The following is an 18,377-nucleotide window of genomic DNA, read 5'->3' as shown; positions in this document are numbered from 1 at the left end:
TTACTGCTCGTAAAGGGCCAGAAAACGGGCCAGTCTTTCGATCGCGTCTTCCAGAATATCCTCTCGGGGCAGAAACACAATCCTGAAATGCTGGGTATCCTGCAGATTGAATGCGGATCCCTGAACAATCAGCATCTTTTCCTGCCGCAGCAGATCCAGAACCATCCGCTCATCATCGTGAATGGGGTAACGTTTCGGATCAAGGCGCGGGAACATGTACAGGGCACCCATGGGCTTGACGCAGGTCACGCCAGGGATGGCCGTGAGCGCATCGTAGGCGACACGGCGCTGTTCATAGAGGCGCCCGCCCGGTGCCACCAGATCATTGATGCTCTGGTATCCGCCGAGACTGGTCTGAATGGCCAGCTGAGCGGGAACATTCGAGCACAGGCGCATGGCTGCCAGCATCTCCAGACCTTCGATGAAGTCCGTTGCGCGCAGCTTGGCACCGCTGATGATCACCCAGCCGGACCGGTAGCCGGCTGCCCGATAGTTCTTTGACAGACCGTTATAGGTGAGGATGAGCAGGTCATCCGCCAGTGATGCGGTGGGGATGTGTCGTGCACCGTCATAGAGGATCTTGTCGTAGATCTCGTCGGACATGACAACGAGCCGGTGCCGCCGGGCGATGTCCAGCAGACCTTCCAGAATCTCGCGGCTGTACACCGCTCCGGTCGGGTTGTTGGGGTTGATGATGACCAGTGCGCGCGTGCGTTCGGTGATCTTGCTTTCAATGTCCGCCAGATCCGGATACCAGTCCGACTGCTCGTCACAGACGTAGTGCACCGGATTGCCGCCGGCAAGTCGTGTCGCTGCGGTCCAGAGCGGATAGTCCGGGGAGGGGATCAGGACTTCGTCGCCGTCATTGAGCAGGGCATGCATGGTCATGACAATCAGCTCGCTCACGCCGTTGCCCAGAATGATGTCCTCAATATCGACGTTGCGGATGTTGCACTGCTGGGCATATTGCATGACCGCCTTGCGTGCGGAAAACAGGCCCTTGGCATCACAGTAGCCCTGGGCCAGATTCATGTTGTAGATCACGTCCTGCTGAATCTCGTCCGGTACTTCCAGCCCGAAAGGTGCGGGATTGCCGATATTCAGCTTGAGAATGCGGTGGCCTTCTTCTTCCATCTGCTTCGCGGCCTTGAGGACTTCGCCGCGAATCTCGTAGCAGACATTGTTGAGTTTGGTTGATTTTCTGACTTCGAGCATATAGTTTTTAGCCTTCCGGGCGATGGTTATCTTTTCCGGCATCATACAGTGAGAGCAGACCGTGAGTAAAATTATAAAAGACGACAAAGAATGGCAAAAAGAGCTTCCCGAAGAGGTGTATGCTGTCTGTCGGAACTGCGGTACGGAGCCGCCTTTCAGCGGGCGCTACTACAATTTCTGGGAAGAGGGGTCCTATCATTGTGTCTGCTGTGACGCGCTGCTCTTTGATTCCCGGCACAAGTACGACTCCGGTTCGGGGTGGCCCAGCTTCTGGCAGCCCGCCGACGGGGCGCAGCTGACGGCCATCGAGGACCGCTCTCATGGCATGGTGAGAACGGAAGTGCGCTGCGCATCCTGTGATGCCCACCTGGGGCATGTCTTTGAAGACGGGCCGCCGCCGACCGGGTTGCGCTACTGTATCAATTCGGTTTCCCTGAAGTTCAGGCCTGCTGAGGCAGATGCCTGAGTTGTCGGTGTCTACGCCCCCTGCCATGACGACAGGCTGATTCTCTGCAAGAAAGCCCGGCCCTCCATCTGTGCGTAAAAATATGACGTGCCATGCTTGTCAAAACGAACCAGATAATATATTGTGCACAATATAATGTGACGCAACAGGAGAAGCTCATGTCCATATACGATATCGAAGTAACAGACATCAACGGCCGTACCTATCCTCTGAAGGAATACGAGGGCAAGGTCATGCTGATCGTCAATACGGCCAGCAAGTGCGGCTTCACCCCGCAGTTCAAGGGGCTGGAGGCCTTGTATGAGCAGTACAAGGATCAGGGGCTGGTGGTGCTCGGCTTTCCCTGCAATCAGTTCATGAATCAGGATCCTGGTGACGAGAAAGAGATTGCCGAATTCTGCAGTCTGAACTACGGCGTCACCTTCCCCATGCACAAGAAGGTGGACGTCAATGGACCGGATGCGCATCCGCTGTTCAAATACCTGAAGAAGGAAGCGCCGGGGCTGCTGGGATCCGAGGCGATCAAGTGGAACTTCACCAAGTTTCTGGTGGATCGCAACGGCAAGGTGATCAAGCGCTATCCGCCGACGACGAAGCCGGAAGAACTGGAAAAGGACATCCGGAAGCTGCTGGGGCTCTGAAGTGAGCCTGCTTCATCTCGACCAGCAGCTCTGCTTCCTGCTGTATGCGGCCTCGCGCCGCATGACTGCCTTGTATCGACCGCTCTTGCGTGATCTGGGGCTGACCTATCCGCAGTACTTGGTCATGCTGGTGCTCTGGGAAGATGCGGTCGGGGAGGGGGTGCCCGTCTCCCATATCTGCCGGCGTCTGAAGCTGGATACGGGAACGGTCACGCCCCTGCTCAAGCGTCTGGCCGAAATGGGCCTGATCGTGCGGCAGCGGGAGGCGGACGACGAGCGTCGTGTGCTGATCTCGTTGACGACAGCGGGGAAAGATTTGCATATCCGGGCCGAGGCGGTACCCCGGCAATTGCTCTGTGCAACAGGCGCGGATCCGGAGATGGTTTCGAAGTGGCGGGACGAGCTGCGCCAGCTGCTGGCGGTGCTGGAGCGTGAGAGCGGATCAGCTGGCGGCTGATGAGTCCGCCGGATGGTGCTTTTGCCGGTTCAGCCATTCATCCAGCTTCTTGAGGAGCACGTCCTTCTCATAGGGCTTGGTGATATAGTCATTCATGCCTGCACCAAAACATTTTTCCTTGTCGCCGCGCATGACGTTGGCCGTGACAGCGATGATCGGGATATCATCACACTCCGGGTTCTGCCTGATGCGTCGTGATGCCTCGTAACCATCCATGATGGGCATGTGGCAGTCCATGAGGATCAGGTCAAACTGATCGGCAGCAACCATCTCCACGGCTTCCTTTCCGTTGTTGGCCGTCACGACTTCATAGCCCAGCTTGCGGATGATGGTTTTGGCCACCATCTGATTGACACGATTGTCCTCCACCAGCAGCACCCGTGCATGTCTCGAGGTGCCGGCGGGCGTGTTGTCTCCGGCATGTTTCTGTTCCGGACTGGACTTGCCGAGCAGCTGATCCAGTACCCGGTCACGTGAAAAGGGAGCGCTGATGACGGCACGGATGCCCATGGCCTCCAGTGTCGACTTGTCCGCGGTCAGGGGGATGTGGGTTGTCAGAATCAGCGGACGCTGACTGATGTCGATCCGGGATTCCAGAAGCGGCAGGATGGCGCGCGAATCCACGATGACCTGGCAGCCCTCCGGTATGTCCAGGTGCTGGTAGTCCAGGTCCTGTACGGTATGATAGGTCTGAGAGTCGACCTGCGCACCCCAGAAATTCAGGTAATGGACCAGTGTGGTGCACAGTGGATTGTGCGCGGCGAAAATGGCCAGGTAGCGTTGGCCGGCAAGCGGCAGCTCGCGTTGATCAGGGGAGGAGCGGTCCTGTATTTCCAGTGGCAGGGTCACGGAGAATGTGCTGCCGCGACCGGGCTCGGAATCGACGCAGATCTGTCCGTTCATGTGTGATACCAGGTGTCTGCACAGCGTCAGCCCCAGTCCGGTACCGCCATATTTGCGCGTTGTTCCCGCATCGGCCTGGGAGAACGGGGAAAAAATGCTGTCCAAGGCGTCTCTGGAAATCCCGATGCCGGTATCAATGACCTCGATGACCGTGTTGCTGTCATGATTCAGGCGTACACGCAAGGTGACACTGCCTTGCTCGGTAAACTTGATGGCGTTGCTGAGCAGGTTCGAGACCACTTGCCGGATCCGCGTCGGGTCACCCACAAAGGTTTCGGGAAATTCCGGCGCGATGTCGGTATGCAGTGCCACCCCCTTGGCCTGGGCGTTGTTGGCAAGCAGGCGTGCCGTATCCTCCAGCACCCGTCTCAGATTGAAGGGAATGTGCTCCAGGGTGAGCTTCCCGGCTTCGACCTTGGAGATGTCGAGAATGTCGTTGAGCAGCTCCAGCAATGCCACGCCGGACTGATAGGCCACATTCAGCTGCTCGCGCTGCTTGTCGGTCAGCGGTTCTTCCAGTGTCAGACTGATCATGCCCAGCACGCCATTGAACGGGGTGCGGATTTCGTGGCTCATGCTGGCCAGGAAATCGGCCCGGGCCTTGGCGCGTCGCACGGCATCTTCCTTGGCAACACGCAGGTCGTGGTTGATCTTGATGAGCTGGCGATTTTTCTCCGAAAGCTCCCGGGTCCGGACATCCACGATCTGTTCCAGTTGCTCGGAGTAGCTCTTGAGGCGTGCTTCCGCCTGACGCAGCTTGCTGAGGTTCTGTTCGATGGCCTGGAGTTGTGCGTTGGTGGCCCGGACGAGGACGCCGATCTCGTCCTGTTCGTGGCCTGCGGGTACCGGCAGGCGAACTTTCTCCGGTTCATGAGGGTCCACTTCCGCAACCGCCTCGATCACCTTGAGCAGGGGCTGGGTGAGCATGGTGTAGAACAGGATGAGGAGGACGACGGAGAGAATGAGGCTCCGGACAAAACCGGAAAGAATGGTGAAGGCTGCGCGCTGGAGGAAATCGGCGCCGGCCGGATAGGTGTCCACGACCACGGTCAGGTCGCCGAGCTTGACATCATCCAGTTGCTGAACATAGAGCGCTTCACTGAATGTCCGGTCGCGACCGAACAGCATGTCGCTGAGCCAGCGATAGGACGATTCGACCCGGCCACGCTGCCGGCTGGCCAGGACGCGCTTGTCCGTATCCACGATCTCCGCGTGTATGATGGCTGGGTGCTTGAGCAGTCCTTCCAGCAGTTCTTCGGCCAGGCGCGCATCAATATTGTAGGCAATCTGGGAGGCGGGTGCATGGCTGATGCTGATGATGGCCCGGATGTCCTTGTCCAGTGCGCTCTTCTCCGAGATATAGTCCACCAGCACCTGAAGCAGACTGAGCAGAATGCCAAGGAACAGGGCAATCAGGACCGCGTTGAGGGCCAGACGAAAGGACAGCCTGTTTGTGAGCTTCAGATTCACGGAATCCGCCTTGGACAGAGAACCAATGGACTGCCCGGGCCGGACAGGGCTGGGCCCGCATGGCGGTCAGTCATAGGTTTGTTTCTTCTTCCATGACTCATCTTCGGACAGCACCTTGTTCCATTCTTCATCCAGTTTGGCTGCTTTGGGTTCCTTCTCGGGCAGTTGTTGTCTGACCAGCTCTGCCGCCTGTTTCTCCAATTCATCCATACGTTTTTTATAGATGAGAATGTGTTTTTTTGCCAGCGGATTGGATTTGATCTTCATCATGGCCGCGATGGCGTCATGGTAGTGATGGATGGCGATCCTGGGCTTGCCTGCATCAGCGGCGGCCTTGGCCTTGTAGGTGTGCACATCCGCCAGCGTCTTCGCCATGAGAAAGGCAGTTTGTTCCAGATGCTTGCGCGCCGTGGCCGGATCAATTCTTTTGCGCTGGCGCTGTCTGTCAATGAAGCGGTAGAGCACTTCCAGCAACTTGCGGATCGTTTTGGCCTGCTCCGCGTTGCGGATGGGGGGATCTTGCCACCGGCATCCAGGTTGTCCGCGTATTTGGCCAGGGCTGCCGCGGTGTCTTCATGCACCGGCCTCGGATCCAGGGTGCGAATCTGATCGAGGGTGGACTGTGCTTCCCGCAGGATCAGCGCCTTGATATCGGGTGTGGTGTATTGGGGAGGCAGCTCCGAGACCAGCATCATCAGCCGCTTGAGTTTCTGCTGCAGGGTGTGGAGCAGGCGCGCCTGTTCAATGCGGGCCTTTTCGCGGCTGCGGATGAAAATGATGACCACGGTGGCGACAATAACAAGGGCACCAATGGCAAGGGTGATCTGGCTGGCCGTCATGTCGGCGGGTTACCTTTTTTTGTGATGTGCGTCTGAGTATAGTGCAAGACGAATGGAACGGAAAATGCACTTGACGGCGGGGGAGTGCGCCGTTAAGATTCGCCGCATCCTGCTCTTGCGTCCCCTTCGTCTAGAGGCCCAGGACACCGCCCTTTCACGGCGGTAACAGGGGTTCGACTCCCCTAGGGGACGCCATTTCAGCCGGGTGCAGTACAGCCGTGTTTGCGGGTGTAGTTCAATGGTAGAACATCAGCTTCCCAAGCTGAGAACGTGGGTTCGATTCCCATCACCCGCTCCAGTATCTTCCTCCTGACCCGCCTCTGACTGATCCGGACTCGTTGGCTTCGGTATGCTGCTTTGTCATGGTCTGACAATGGCACGCGGCGGTCGTGTCGTCTGTCTTGTTCAATGAGGGGTTAGGTGATTTCCACATTGAGCGGGTTCCGGCTTTCTGGTATTCTGGCGTCCCATCCTGAGAAGCAATTCTCCCTCCTTCTTACTGACTGAAACGCAGCTGATAACGGGACTCTCATGACGCGATACATATTCGTCACCGGTGGGGTTGTTTCGTCTTTGGGCAAGGGTATCGCATCCGCTTCACTGGCGGCGATTCTTGAAGCCCGGGGGCTGAAAGTCACCATTCTGAAACTGGATCCATACATCAACGTTGACCCGGGCACCATGAGTCCGTTTCAGCATGGTGAAGTTTTCGTGACCGAGGATGGGGCCGAAACCGACCTGGACTTGGGACACTACGAGCGGTTCATCCGGACCACCATGACCCGCCGCAACAATTTCACTACCGGCAGGGTGTATGAGCGTGTCCTGCGCCGCGAGCGGCGGGGTGACTACCTGGGCGGTACCGTTCAGGTCATTCCCCATATCACCGACGAAATCAAGCGCCGTATCGTGGAAGGTGCCGGTGATGTGGATGTGGCACTGGTCGAAATCGGGGGTACGGTGGGGGACATTGAATCCCTGCCGTTCCTGGAAGCCGTGCGGCAGCTCAAGGTGGATGTCGGCGCAAACCGCGCCCTGTTCATGCATCTGACGCTGGTGCCCTACATTGCCACGGCGGGAGAGATCAAGACCAAGCCGACACAGCACTCCGTCAAGGAAATGCGGTCCATCGGTCTTCAGCCCGATATCCTCGTCTGCCGTTCGGAACATGCCATCGACATGGCGTCCCGCAAGAAGATCGCCCTGTTCACCAACGTCGACTCACGTGCGGTAATCGGCCTCGAGGATGCGCGCAGCATCTACGAAATTCCCATGAAACTGCACGAACAGGGCCTGGATGACATCATCATCGAGCGTTTCGGTCTGCAGTGTGGCGAGGCGGATCTGAGTGAATGGCAGCGGGTGGTGGATCTCGAGCGTCACCCCGAGCATGAGGTCACCATCGCCATGGTCGGCAAGTACATGGAACTGCTGGATGCCTACAAGTCACTGATCGAGGCCATGAAGCATGCCGGCATTCACACCCGGACACGGGTCAACATGCGCTACATCGATTCCGAGCGTGTGGAGCGGGAAGGTGTCGGTATCCTGGAAGGGGTGGATGCCATCCTGGTGCCGGGAGGTTTTGGTGAGCGGGGCGTTGAGGGCAAGATCCGCACCGTGCAATATGCGCGCGAGAAGCGGATTCCCTATCTGGGGATCTGTCTGGGCATGCAGGTGGCGGTCATCGAGTTCGCCCGAAACGTCATGGGTCTGGAAAATGCCAACAGCACCGAGTTTGACCGTGACTGCGAGCATCCCGTCGTCGGCCTGATCACCGAGTGGCGCACGCCCGAGGGTGAAGTCGTGAAGCGTACCGAAGACTCCGATCTGGGGGGAACCATGCGACTGGGGGCGCAGGAGTGCCGTCTGGCCGCCGGATCAACCACTGCGTCCTGTTATGGCAAGACGGTCATTTCCGAGCGCCATCGCCATCGTTATGAGGTCAATGGCCACTACGAGCCCATGCTGGAGGAAGCCGGCATGCGTATTGCCGGAAAGTCGATGGATGGTGCGCTTGTCGAGGTGGTGGAAGTCAAGGACCATCCCTGGTTTGTGGCCTGCCAGTTCCACCCGGAGTTCACCTCCACGCCCCGTGACGGCCACCCCCTGTTCAAGGGATTTGTGCGCGCGGCACTGACCTATCGTCAGGCCCGGCAATAGGGCAGGCGTAGCCGTCAGGTGGATGAATCGGGAGGCCGCTTCTGTTAAAGTAGCGGCCTCTGTTTTATTAACCGCGTATTTGCAATCCGGAACAATCCCATGACTCAGAAAGTCGTCGAAGTCGGATCCATCCGCATGTCCAATGAACTGCCGTTTGTACTCTTTGGCGGCATGAATGTTCTGGAGTCCCGCGATCTGGCCATGCAGGTGGCCGAGCGTTACGTCGAGGTGACTCAAAAGCTGGGCATTCCCTACGTATTCAAGGCCTCCTTTGACAAGGCCAACCGGTCTTCCATGCATTCCTACCGTGGGCCGGGTCTGGAAGAGGGGCTGCGCATCTTTGAAGAGATCAGGTCCACCTTTGGTGTGCCGGTCATCACGGACGTCCACGAACCCTGGCAGGCGCAACCGGTGGCCGAGGTGGTGGACGTGCTTCAGCTGCCGGCCTTCCTCAGCCGGCAGACGGATCTGGTCGTGGCGCTGGCCCGTACCGGAAAGCCGATCAATATAAAAAAGGCACAGTTCCTGGCCCCCCAGGAAATGCGCCATATCCTCCGCAAGTGTGAAGAGGCGGGTAACGACAGGCTGATTCTGTGTGAGCGTGGCAGCTGCTTCGGTTACAACAACCTGGTGGTGGACATGCTGGGCTTCGGCATCATGAAGAAAATGGGGTACCCCGTTTTCTTTGATGTGACCCATGCGCTGCAAATGCCGGGTGGCCGGGCCGACTCCGCGGACGGACGGCGGGCTCAGGTGGCCGAACTGGCGCGGGCCGGCATGGCAACCGGGCTGGCAGGCCTGTTCCTGGAAGCTCACCCTGATCCCGATCAGGCGAAGTGCGATGGTCCCTGTGCGCTCAGACTCAGTCAGTTGGAACCCTTCCTGGCACAGCTCAAGCAGCTGGATGATCTGGTGAAGCAGTTTGAAGAGCTGGATACGGCCTGATTGACACCCTGCCGGGAAACACCATGGCTTATCAATGGAGACAGCAAGATGGTAGAAATCAAAGAAATCCGGGGCCGCGAAATTCTCGATTCACGCGGTAACCCGACGGTTGAAGCGGAAGTCATCACCACTTCAGGTCACGTGGGGATCGCCTGTGCGCCTTCAGGGGCCTCGACCGGTTCGCGCGAAGCGCTCGAATTGCGTGACGGAGACAAGAGCCGTTATCTGGGCAAGGGCGTACTGAAGGCGGTTGAGCACGTCAATACCCTGATCCGTGATGCCCTGGTGGGCAAGGATGCAGCAGATCAGCGCGCCCTTGACCAGATCATGTTGGATCTGGACGGCACCGAGAACAAGACCCGGCTGGGTGCCAACGCCATTCTGGCCGTGTCACTGGCTGCGGCCAAGGCAGCGGCTGCGGCGAAGGGCATTCCGCTCTATGCGCATATTGCGGAAATCAACGGTACGCCCGGCCAGTACTCCATGCCCGTTCCCATGATGAACATTCTCAACGGGGGCGAACATGCCGACAACAACGTGGACATTCAGGAGTTCATGATTCAGCCGGTCGGCGCCCCTTCATTCCGCGAAGCGCTGCGCTACGGTGCGGAAATCTTCCATCACCTCAAGGCCGTGCTCAAGGCCCGCGGTCTCAGCACGGCAGTCGGGGATGAAGGCGGGTTTGCGCCCAACCTGCCCTCCAACGAAGAAGCCCTGGCAGTGATTCGTGAAGCCATTCAGAACGCCGGGTACGAGCTGGGCAAGGATGTGACCCTTGCGCTGGACTGTGCGTCGTCCGAGTTCTACAAGGACGGCATCTACAATCTGGCGGGTGAGGGCAAGACATTCACCTCGGAGCAGTTTGCCGATTATCTGGATGAGCTGACCCGTCGCTATCCCATTGTGTCCATTGAGGATGGCATGGATGAGAGCGACTGGGACGGCTGGGCCGTGCTGACGCGCAAGATTGGCGACCGTATCCAGCTGGTGGGGGATGACCTCTTTGTGACCAACACCAGAATTCTCGCAGAGGGCATTGAAAAAGGCATTGCCAATTCGATCCTCATCAAGTTCAATCAGATTGGCAGTCTGAGCGAAACACTGGATGCCATCCGCATGGCGAAAGATGCCGGTTATACGGCCGTCATTTCCCATCGTTCCGGTGAAACGGAAGATACCACCATTGCGGATCTGGCAGTGGGTACCTGCGCCGGACAGATCAAGACCGGTTCCCTGTGCCGCTCCGATCGTGTCGCCAAGTACAATCAGTTGCTGCGTATTGAAGAGGCACTGAACGGAAAAGCGCCCTATAATGGTTTGAAGGAAATCAAGGGCCAGGGCTGATAAAGTCCTCGGGCGGCAAGGGAACTGCCGCCCCTTGAACACATAACAACGATAAACGGGGATTCAGGTGGTCGAATCGCATACCAAGTGGCTTTGGGCAGGTATGGGTCTGGTTCTGTTCGGTCTTCAGCTGAGGTTGTGGACCGGCGAGGGGTCGTTGGTTCATGCATGGTCACTTCAATCCCAGATTCAGGCACAGGCGCAGGAAAACAGTGTCCTGGCTGCGAGAAACCACCGGCTGGAGGCAGAAATCCGGCAGCTCAGGGGTGGTTTGTCCGCCGTCGATGAAAAGGCCCGGGCCCAGCTCGGCTACATTGCCCGTGGCGAAACCTTCTATCTGCTGGTAGATCCTGAGTAACCGGCATCTGAACAGTGTCTGTCAAGCATGTCTGAATTGTGGGGCGTCGTGCCAGCCGGGGGCAGTGGACGACGCATGCAGATCGCCCGCCCCAAGCAATATCTGAATATTCATGGCAAGCCGGTTCTCGAGCATACCCTGGCCAGATTGATGGCCGTGCAGGCGCTGAGCGGTATCGTGGTTGCCGTGTCGCCGACAGATCCGGAATGGGAGGCGTTTCACGCGCATCTCCGGCGTACCTGGCCGGAAAGCTGGCTCGGTCGGCTGCATACCGTGCGCGGCGGGGCCGAGCGGGTGCACTCGGTTTATAACGCGCTGACCCATTTGCGCAAGCTCTGTCCCGAGTCGACGCGTGTCATGGTGCACGATGCGGTGAGGCCCTGTGTCCGGATTTCGGATGTGCACCGCCTGATCGAGGCGGTGGGCGAGCAGGCCGATGGCGGGCTGCTGGCAATGCCTGTTGCCGATACGTTGAAGCGGGCCGCAGCGGATGGCCGGATCGATGAAACGGTTGACCGTACCGCCCTGTGGCGGGCCTGTACACCACAGCTGTTTCCGCTGGGAACCTTGTGGCGGGCGCTGGATGAAGCGCTCAAGGCCGGGCGCCTTGTCACGGACGAGGCATCGGCCATGGAAATGGCCGGTTTTCATCCGTTACTGGTCCCCTGCCAGGCAGACAACCTGAAACTGACACATCCGCAGGACCTTTCATTGATTGAATGTCTCTTGCCGCATACGGAGGAAACGCCATGCGCATAGGCCATGGTTTTGATGTGCATGCCTTTGACAAGTCGCGCCCCGGGCCGATCCGCCTGGGTGGCCTGGATATCCCTTGCGACTGGGCACTCAAGGCCCATTCGGATGGTGACGTGCTGCTGCATGCCCTTATGGATGCCATGCTGGGGGCGGCAGCACTGGGGGATATCGGACATCTGTTTCCGGATACGGATTCCAAATGGAAGGGGGCGGACAGCGGTGAGCTCCTGCGTGAAGTCTGCCGGCGTGTTCAGGGTGAAGGCTGGCAACTGGGCAACTGTGACGTGACCGTGGTGGCACAGTCACCGCGTCTTGCGCCCCATATCGGGGCCATGCGCGAAGCTGTGGCGCGGCTGTGTGACGTGGAAGCCGGCTGCGTGAGCATCAAGGCCACCACCACGGAACGGTTGGGGTACATCGGTCGTGAAGAAGGCATCGCCGTACATGTGGTTGTCCTGCTCGAGAGGCGAAGTGCATGAGCGATCCGACGCTGCCGTCACGGCCCTCTCCCTGGCTTGAGCATCGCTGGCCGGCACTTTGGCGCCGGCAACCCGAAGATTTTTCCGTGACGGAATGCATGCCGCCTGTGGCGGGTGGTGACGGTGAGCACTGGTGGATCTGGGTGGAAAAGCGCGGTCAGAATACCGACTGGGTTGCCCGCCAGTTGGCGCAGGCGTTTGGCGTCAGGGAAGTGGCGGTCGGTTACGCCGGTCTCAAGGATCGTCACGCTGTAACGGGACAATGGATGAGCATCCAGCTTCCCGGCCACAAGACGGAACCCGTGCTCCCCGAGCTGGATGGAGTGAAGTGGGGGACCTGTCTCCGTTCACTGAAGAAATGCCGTCGCGGTGATCACCTAGGCAACCGTTTCAGCATCCGCTTGTACTGGCCGGAGGGTGACGGCGGGCCGGATGGCGCGGAGGTCGGGCGCATCCTGACCGATATCAGTACCCATGGCTTTCCGAACTATTACGGCCATCAGCGCTTCGGAATTGAGGGCCGGAATCTGGAGAAAGGCCGTGCCTGGATGGCGGGACGCTGGCGTCCGGGCGGACGTCATGTCAAAAGCATGGTACTGTCGGCGCTGCGTTCTGAAGTATTCAATGCCTTGCTGGCAGAGCGTGTTCGCCATGGCAGCTGGAATGCGATTCTGGAAGGTGAGCGTCAGACAACCGCCGCCGCACCGGGCAACATGACATCACTCGCTTGTGCCGAGGGTCCGCTTTGGGGTGGTCTGCCCGTGCAGGAGGGTGAGGCGGGCCGGTTCGAGCAGGCGGTGAATGATCGTTATGACGATGTGCTGGCATTTCTTCATCGCCAGGGATTGCGGCCTGACTGGCGGCCGTTTGTGGCGATGCCGGAGAATCTTGTCTGGCATTGGCTTGACCGGGGAATGCAGCTAGACTTCACGCTGGGTCGGGGTGTCTATGCTTCCGTCCTGCTGGAAATGATGTTTGAACTGATTCAGCCCGACCGAAGAGAGGTGGCATGAGAATTCTGGTTTCCAACGATGATGGCGTGAATGCGCCCGGTCTCGCCGTGCTGGCCGAGGCGCTCGCACAGCGTGCAGAGGTGACCGTCATGGCGCCCGACAGGGATCACAGTGGTGCCAGCAATTCGCTGACGCTCACGCGGCCGCTGCGGGTGCAGAAAACTGCGAACGGGTACTATGCCGTGGACGGCACGCCGACCGACTGCGTGCATCTGGGGATCAGTGACACGCTGGGGTTCCGGCCCGAACGTGTGGTATCGGGTATCAACACGCATGCCAACCTTGGTGATGATGTCCTGTACAGCGGTACGGTGGCAGCGGCCATCGAAGGGCGTTTCCTGAAGCAGACCCCCATTGCGGTATCGCTCGTCAACCGGGGCAACTGGCACTATGATACGGCGGCGCGTGTGGTTGTCGAGCTGCTGGAGCGTCTCGGCGAACAGAACCTGCCGGCAGGTACCGTTCTGAATGTCAATGTTCCCGATGTGCCCTGGGCGGCGCTCCGGGGGATTCGGGTCACCCGGCTCGGGTGCCGGCACAAGGGTGGGGAGCCCATACGCATCACGGACCCGCGCGGTCACGAGCGTTTCTGGATTGCCCTGGCCGGAGAAAGCGATGATGCCGGGCCCGGTACGGACTTTCATGCGGTGGACAGGGATTATGTCTCCGTCACGCCACTGTCTGTGGACATGAGTCAGCAGGACCTGATGGGCCCCTTGCAGGAGGTGCTGTCACTGTGAGTCGTCAGTTTGATTTGCAGGGTATCGGCATGACCTCGGCGCGGACCCGGAACCGCCTGGCCGACAAGCTCAGGGAGGAGGGCATCCGCAATGAGGCGGTGCTCAATGTGATCCGCACCTTGCCAAGACATATCTTCGTGGACGAAGCGCTGGCTCACAGGGCTTATGAAAATACGGCGCTGCCCATCGGATACGGACAAACCATCTCTCAACCTTACATTGTTGCACGCATGACCGAGCTGGCGCTGGAGCGAAGGGGAGAGGGCCGGGTTCTGGAAGTGGGTACCGGATCCGGATATCAGTGCGCGGTGCTGGCCTCGCTCTTTGAACAGGTGTTCAGTGTGGAACGTATCCGGGGGCTTCAGGAACGGGCCCGGGAGCGCTTCAGGGCACTCAGGCTCCATAACATCCGGCTGAAGCTCGATGACGGACATTGGGGTTGGGCAGAAAACGGTCCTTATGACGTGATCGTGGTCACGGCTGCACCGGAGCAGGTGCCGGATGAGCTGCTTGCCCAGCTCAAGCCTCAGGGACGCCTGATCATCCCGGTGGGCGGACGGTCGCAGCGACTCGAGGTGTATGACCGGGACGGTGATGAATTTCAGTGTACCCCGGTGGAACCGGTACGTTTTGTCCCGCTGGTGGGAGGCGTGATCCGTTCATGATGCCTTCAGCGTTGCGGATATTCCTCACCGGCGTGGCAATGGGGGCGGCGGATATCGTTCCGGGCGTGTCCGGTGGCACGGTGGCTTTCCTTTCCGGTCTGTATGACCGGCTTGTGGGCGCATTGGCGAGACTGGGGCCGGGACTGCTGGGTATCTGGCGACGGCAGGGGTGGTCTGCGGCCTGGCAGGCCATGGACGGCAGCTTTCTGGTCACGCTGGCTGCGGGCATTCTGGTCAGCATTCTGACACTTTCTCATGTCATGACCTGGGCGCTTTCAGCCTGGCCCCAACTGGTCTGGGGGTTTTTCTTCGGTCTGGTGCTTTCGGGGGTGTATGTGCTCGTCCGGCCGCTTCCGCGCACACCGGCGCTGGCCCTGGCATTTCTGTGCGGCGCCGCAGTCGGACTGGTGGCCTCCAACGGCTTTCCGGCTCAATTGCCTCCCACACCCTGGAACCTGTTCTGGGGCGGCGCCCTGGCCATCTGCGCCATGATCCTGCCGGGCATTTCCGGAAGCTTCATTCTGTTGCTGCTCGGGCTCTACCTGCCCGTCATTGAGGCGGTCAAATCCCTGAACATACCGGTCATGGCCATCTTTGCGTCAGGGTGTGTGGTCGGCCTGATCTCCTTTTCACGTATCCTGCACTGGTTACTGGCGCGTTATCATCAGATTGGCGTGGCGTTACTGGCGGGTGTCATGGCCGGAGCGTTGTTCAAGCTGTGGCCCTGGAAGTATACCCTTGAGTATCAGTACCGGCCCGGGCGCGATCCGTTTCCGCTGGTTCAGGCCAACGTCTGGCCTCAATCTTTCGAGCAGATGACGGGACAGCCTGCTATGCTTTGGGCAACGGTGGCCATGGCGGTATTGGGCGGCTTTCTGGTGATCTGGATGTTAAAACTGGGAACCAGGTCACAGAAATGAGCGCAAAGGTGTTACGTAACGGAAAGCCTTGGTGTTACCAGGGGTAACGCGGGTAGCGAAATGGTGACACGGAATGGTCACTATAGCGTTTCGTAATATCACAACATATTAAGAACTTACGCAAAAAAGCTAAAGTTCGTTAGAGAATTGTGAACCATGGATTGGTTTTTATATAACGATAAAGAATAAAAAACGCCTGCGATCGATTGAACGGAATCACGTATTGCGACCTCTTTGTAACATGATGTAAACGGATTCTGGCGTGATATTTGCTGGCATAAAGAGAACAGTCATATTATTGACACTGTCAGCTCTGTTGACAGGATGTCTCGGGCCAGCCATCCAGACCGATCCCTCCTATAACCCGCCTGTCTACTGGGGCCAGCACAAGGTTCGTGCCGGCGAAACCCTCTATTCCATCGCCTGGCGCTATGGGCGCGACTTTCGCGAGCTGGCGGATGCCAATGGCATTCAGCCTCCGTATACGATTTATCCGGGGCAGATCATCCGTCTCGACCGAAAGGGTCAGGTGTACCAAACTGATAAAAAGACGTCGACTTTGGTCAAAAGGTCAAAAAAACGTCCTGCCAAACAGTTGGAAAAGTCAGTCAAGCCCTCCGTCAGTAACAAAAAGATACAAAAGCCGTCGGTGACTGTTCCTTCACGTTCAGTCTCTCCGGTCCGCTCTTCGGGGGGGCGGTGGCATGGCAATGGCCCCATGTTGGCAAGATTCTTGATAGATATTCTGTGCGAGGCAAGATCAACAAAGGTATTGATATTGCCGGCCGAATCGGAGATCCGGTTCGGGCAGCCGCTGACGGTGAAGTCGTTTATGCCGGCAGCGGGCTGCTGGGGTACGGGAACCTGGTAATCATCAATCACAATGAACATTACCTGAGTGCCTATGCCCACAACCGCCGCATTCTTGTGAAAGAAGGCGAGCGGGTGAAGGCCGGACAAGTCATCGCCGAGTTGGGTGCCACCGGAACGCGGACACCGAAGCTTCACTTCGAAATCCGCCGTGATGGCAAACCTGTTGATCCACTCAAGTACCTGCCACGCAATCCGGGCCGATAACCCGCGTCAAGACGGGCCTGACGCCCGAACAAGAAGAAGTATAAGAAGATCCCCGTGAGGGGCCGAACAACCGTTGACAGCAGGGCCAAGACAATGACCGCACAGCAGAAAATCAAAGAAGACCTGATGGATATCGACGAGTCCGAAATGGATCTGGACCTGGATCTGGACGACACGGAAGATCTGTCAGAAGTCTACGTCAAGCGGTACGCCAACCGGTTCAGCGCAGAGGGACACAAAACCTTTGATGCCACCCAGATCTACCTGAATGAAATCGGTTTTTCTCCGCTTCTGACTCCCGAGGAAGAAGTTTATTATGCCCGTCTGGCGCGTGCCGGCAACGAACAGGGCCGCAAGCGCATGATCGAAAGCAATCTGCGCCTTGTGGTGAAGATTGCCCGCCGTTACGTCAACCGCGGCTTGTCACTGCTGGATCTGATTGAGGAAGGTAACCTCGGTCTGATTCGTGCAGTCGAAAAGTTTGATCCCGAGCGGGGGTTCCGCTTCTCCACTTATGCCACCTGGTGGATCCGCCAGACCATCGAGCGGGCGATCATGAACCAGACCCGGACGATTCGTCTGCCGATTCATGTGGTCAAGGAACTCAATGTTTACCTCCGCACCGCGCGCGAACTGACACAAAAGCTCGACCATGAGCCCAGTGCCGAGGAAATTGCGGCAGAGCTGGATCGTCCGGTCGAGGACGTCAAGAAGATGCTTGCACTCAATGAGCGCATCACCTCCGTGGATTGCCCGCTGTCCTATGATTCGGACAAGTCCATCCTCGAAACGGTTTCGGATGATGCGTGCAATGACCCGGCCGAGCAGACCCAGGAAAACAATCTGCAGCAGTGTCTGGACAAATGGCTGGATCAGCTGACGGACAAGCAGCAGGAAGTCATTGCCCGCCGCTTCGGGCTGCGCGGCTATCCGATGGGCACGCTGGAAGAGGTGGGACGTGAAATTGGTCTGACGCGGGAGCGGGTCAGACAGATTCAGGTCGAGGCACTGAAGCGTCTGCGTTCCATACTGGAAAAGCAGGGGCTGTCCGGCGAGACACTGTTCAACTGAGAATCATTCCTTTCAGGCCGACTGGAGTGCCGGGCAGTATGTGAACTGCTCGGCACTTTTTGACATCGGCGCACCTGTTTGCCATTTGGTCTATTCATTCCTGGCCTGCTGCCTTCCTATAATGACCGGGTCGCGGCCTGTTCGGCCCCCGATGCGGCACCATCAGGTGAGGCGACATATAACGACTATAACCACACAAAAGGCTAGGGATGAAATAACATGAACAAGATTATTGCAACGCTGATTCTGGCATTGAGCCTGTCACCCTTTACGTTCGCAGCCAAAGTGGCTGACGTGGAAATTCCGGATGCCATCAAGGCCGCCAATACCGAGCTCAAGCTCAATGGCGCGGGTGTTCGGACCAAATGGTTCATGGACATCTATGTAGGCGGTCTGTATCTGCCGCAGCAGAAGCAGAATCCGGAAGAGATCATCAAGGCGGATGAGCCCATGGCCATCAAGCTGCACATGGTGTCCGGGCTGGTGTCCAGCGACAAGATGAAGAAGGCCACCATGGAAGGCTTCGAGAACTCCACTCATGGTAACATTGATCCGATCGCCGAGCAGATTGACGAGTTCATGGATATCTTCAGTGAAGAGATCAAGGAGAATGATGTCTTTGACCTGGTGTATCAGCCGGGCAAGGGTGTTGAGGTGTACAAGAATGGTACGCTCAAGTCCACCATCGACGGTGGTCTGGCGTTCAAGGAAGCCCTGTTCGGTATCTGGCTGTCAGACAAGCCGGCTCAGGAAAACCTGAAGCAGGCCATGCTCGGCGCGAAATAATTCCGCTCCATGGCTGCACTCAAACGGGCGCTCTGGCGCCCGTTTTGCGTCGTCGCGCTGCCATGGCAA

The 18,377-nt window shown here is 58.2% G+C and carries 20 protein-coding genes, 2 tRNA genes and 1 pseudogene; 20 read left to right on the top strand and 3 right to left on the bottom strand.

Features of this window, described 5'->3' with window-relative positions:
• Positions 1-1,215 (bottom strand): pyridoxal phosphate-dependent aminotransferase, encoded by a 1,215-nt coding sequence (locus AAIA72_RS04660; RefSeq protein ID WP_369602257.1) that lies wholly within the window; start codon positions 1,213-1,215, stop codon positions 1-3.
• Between the two features lie 61 nt (positions 1,216-1,276).
• Between AAIA72_RS04660 and msrB the strand changes: the two genes are divergently transcribed.
• The 3 genes from msrB to AAIA72_RS04645 all read left to right on the top strand — a co-directional run bounded on the left by msrB (position 1,277) and on the right by AAIA72_RS04645 (position 2,779).
• Positions 1,277-1,681 carry a peptide-methionine (R)-S-oxide reductase MsrB gene (gene msrB / locus AAIA72_RS04655; RefSeq protein WP_369602256.1) on the top strand — a complete coding sequence of 135 codons (405 nt, stop codon included), beginning with the start codon at positions 1,277-1,279 and terminating at the stop codon, positions 1,679-1,681.
• Positions 1,682-1,839: 158 nt separating this feature from the next.
• The gene (locus AAIA72_RS04650; protein ID WP_369602255.1) at positions 1,840-2,322 is read left to right on the top strand and encodes a glutathione peroxidase; all 483 of its coding nucleotides are present in this window, start codon (positions 1,840-1,842) and stop codon (positions 2,320-2,322) included.
• 61 nt (positions 2,323-2,383) lie between these two features.
• Entirely contained in the window at positions 2,384-2,779 is a 396-nt protein-coding gene (locus tag AAIA72_RS04645; RefSeq protein WP_369602969.1) for a MarR family winged helix-turn-helix transcriptional regulator, read from the top strand.
• Here the strand turns inward: AAIA72_RS04645 and AAIA72_RS04640 are convergent.
• Complete coding sequence (locus tag AAIA72_RS04640) at positions 2,765-5,152, bottom strand: ATP-binding protein (RefSeq protein ID WP_369602254.1); 2,388 nt, start codon at positions 5,150-5,152, stop codon at positions 2,765-2,767. The genes AAIA72_RS04645 and AAIA72_RS04640 overlap by 15 nt on opposite strands.
• Before the next feature lie 66 nt (positions 5,153-5,218).
• Positions 5,219-5,626: a hypothetical protein gene (locus AAIA72_RS04635; protein ID WP_369602253.1), complete on the bottom strand. Its 408-nt coding sequence runs from the start codon at positions 5,624-5,626 to the stop codon at positions 5,219-5,221.
• Between the two features lie 101 nt (positions 5,627-5,727).
• Between AAIA72_RS04635 and AAIA72_RS04630 the strand changes: the two genes are divergently transcribed.
• The 17 genes and pseudogenes from AAIA72_RS04630 to AAIA72_RS04550 all read left to right on the top strand — a co-directional run bounded on the left by AAIA72_RS04630 (position 5,728) and on the right by AAIA72_RS04550 (position 18,308).
• On the top strand, positions 5,728-6,027 hold the full coding sequence (locus AAIA72_RS04630) for a hypothetical protein (RefSeq protein ID WP_369602252.1): 300 nt from the start codon (positions 5,728-5,730) through the stop codon (positions 6,025-6,027).
• Between the two features lie 83 nt (positions 6,028-6,110).
• Positions 6,111-6,186 (top strand) — tRNA-Glu (locus AAIA72_RS04625).
• A 29-nt stretch (positions 6,187-6,215) separates the two neighbouring features.
• Positions 6,216-6,289: transfer RNA gene (locus AAIA72_RS04620), tRNA-Gly, on the top strand.
• 233 nt (positions 6,290-6,522) lie between these two features.
• Complete coding sequence (locus AAIA72_RS04615; RefSeq protein WP_369602251.1) at positions 6,523-8,154, top strand: CTP synthase; 1,632 nt, start codon at positions 6,523-6,525, stop codon at positions 8,152-8,154.
• Between the two features lie 99 nt (positions 8,155-8,253).
• Complete coding sequence (gene kdsA / locus AAIA72_RS04610) at positions 8,254-9,099, top strand: 3-deoxy-8-phosphooctulonate synthase (RefSeq protein ID WP_369602250.1); 846 nt, start codon at positions 8,254-8,256, stop codon at positions 9,097-9,099.
• Between the two features lie 48 nt (positions 9,100-9,147).
• Positions 9,148-10,443 carry a phosphopyruvate hydratase gene (eno, locus tag AAIA72_RS04605; RefSeq protein WP_369602249.1) on the top strand — a complete coding sequence of 432 codons (1,296 nt, stop codon included), beginning with the start codon at positions 9,148-9,150 and terminating at the stop codon, positions 10,441-10,443.
• 67 nt (positions 10,444-10,510) lie between these two features.
• Positions 10,511-10,801 (top strand): septum formation initiator family protein, encoded by a 291-nt coding sequence (locus AAIA72_RS04600; RefSeq protein WP_369602248.1) that lies wholly within the window; start codon positions 10,511-10,513, stop codon positions 10,799-10,801.
• A gap of 27 nt (positions 10,802-10,828) precedes the next feature.
• A complete protein-coding gene (ispD, locus tag AAIA72_RS04595; RefSeq protein WP_369602247.1) occupies positions 10,829-11,560 on the top strand; it encodes a 2-C-methyl-D-erythritol 4-phosphate cytidylyltransferase in 732 nt (243 codons plus the stop codon).
• The gene (ispF, locus tag AAIA72_RS04590) at positions 11,551-12,036 is read left to right on the top strand and encodes a 2-C-methyl-D-erythritol 2,4-cyclodiphosphate synthase (protein WP_369602246.1); all 486 of its coding nucleotides are present in this window, start codon (positions 11,551-11,553) and stop codon (positions 12,034-12,036) included. Before ispD ends, ispF begins: the two co-directional genes overlap by 10 nt.
• Positions 12,033-13,049 carry a tRNA pseudouridine(13) synthase TruD gene (gene truD, locus AAIA72_RS04585; RefSeq protein WP_369602245.1) on the top strand — a complete coding sequence of 339 codons (1,017 nt, stop codon included), beginning with the start codon at positions 12,033-12,035 and terminating at the stop codon, positions 13,047-13,049. Before ispF ends, truD begins: the two co-directional genes overlap by 4 nt.
• Positions 13,046-13,789 carry a 5'/3'-nucleotidase SurE gene (gene surE, locus AAIA72_RS04580; RefSeq protein ID WP_369602244.1) on the top strand — a complete coding sequence of 248 codons (744 nt, stop codon included), beginning with the start codon at positions 13,046-13,048 and terminating at the stop codon, positions 13,787-13,789. Before truD ends, surE begins: the two co-directional genes overlap by 4 nt.
• A 29-nt stretch (positions 13,790-13,818) precedes the next feature.
• Positions 13,819-14,454 carry a protein-L-isoaspartate(D-aspartate) O-methyltransferase gene (locus AAIA72_RS04575; protein ID WP_369602968.1) on the top strand — a complete coding sequence of 212 codons (636 nt, stop codon included), beginning with the start codon at positions 13,819-13,821 and terminating at the stop codon, positions 14,452-14,454.
• Entirely contained in the window at positions 14,451-15,374 is a 924-nt protein-coding gene (locus tag AAIA72_RS04570; RefSeq protein WP_369602243.1) for a DUF368 domain-containing protein, read from the top strand. Before AAIA72_RS04575 ends, AAIA72_RS04570 begins: the two co-directional genes overlap by 4 nt.
• Before the next feature lie 262 nt (positions 15,375-15,636).
• A pseudogene (locus AAIA72_RS04565) lies at positions 15,637-15,828 on the top strand (LysM peptidoglycan-binding domain-containing protein); the annotation flags it as partial.
• 293 nt (positions 15,829-16,121) lie between these two features.
• Positions 16,122-16,451: a murein hydrolase activator EnvC gene (locus tag AAIA72_RS04560; protein ID WP_369602242.1), complete on the top strand. Its 330-nt coding sequence runs from the start codon at positions 16,122-16,124 to the stop codon at positions 16,449-16,451.
• A gap of 93 nt (positions 16,452-16,544) precedes the next feature.
• A complete protein-coding gene (gene rpoS, locus AAIA72_RS04555; RefSeq protein ID WP_369602241.1) occupies positions 16,545-17,522 on the top strand; it encodes an RNA polymerase sigma factor RpoS in 978 nt (325 codons plus the stop codon).
• A gap of 219 nt (positions 17,523-17,741) precedes the next feature.
• Complete coding sequence (locus AAIA72_RS04550) at positions 17,742-18,308, top strand: chalcone isomerase family protein (RefSeq protein ID WP_369602240.1); 567 nt, start codon at positions 17,742-17,744, stop codon at positions 18,306-18,308.
• Positions 18,309-18,377: the final 69 nt, after the last annotated feature.

The organism is Thermohahella caldifontis (assembly GCF_041153465.1).
GTDB lineage: Bacteria > Pseudomonadota > Gammaproteobacteria > Pseudomonadales > Oleiphilaceae > Thermohahella > Thermohahella caldifontis.
This window is presented reverse-complemented; position numbering and strand designations above follow the sequence as displayed.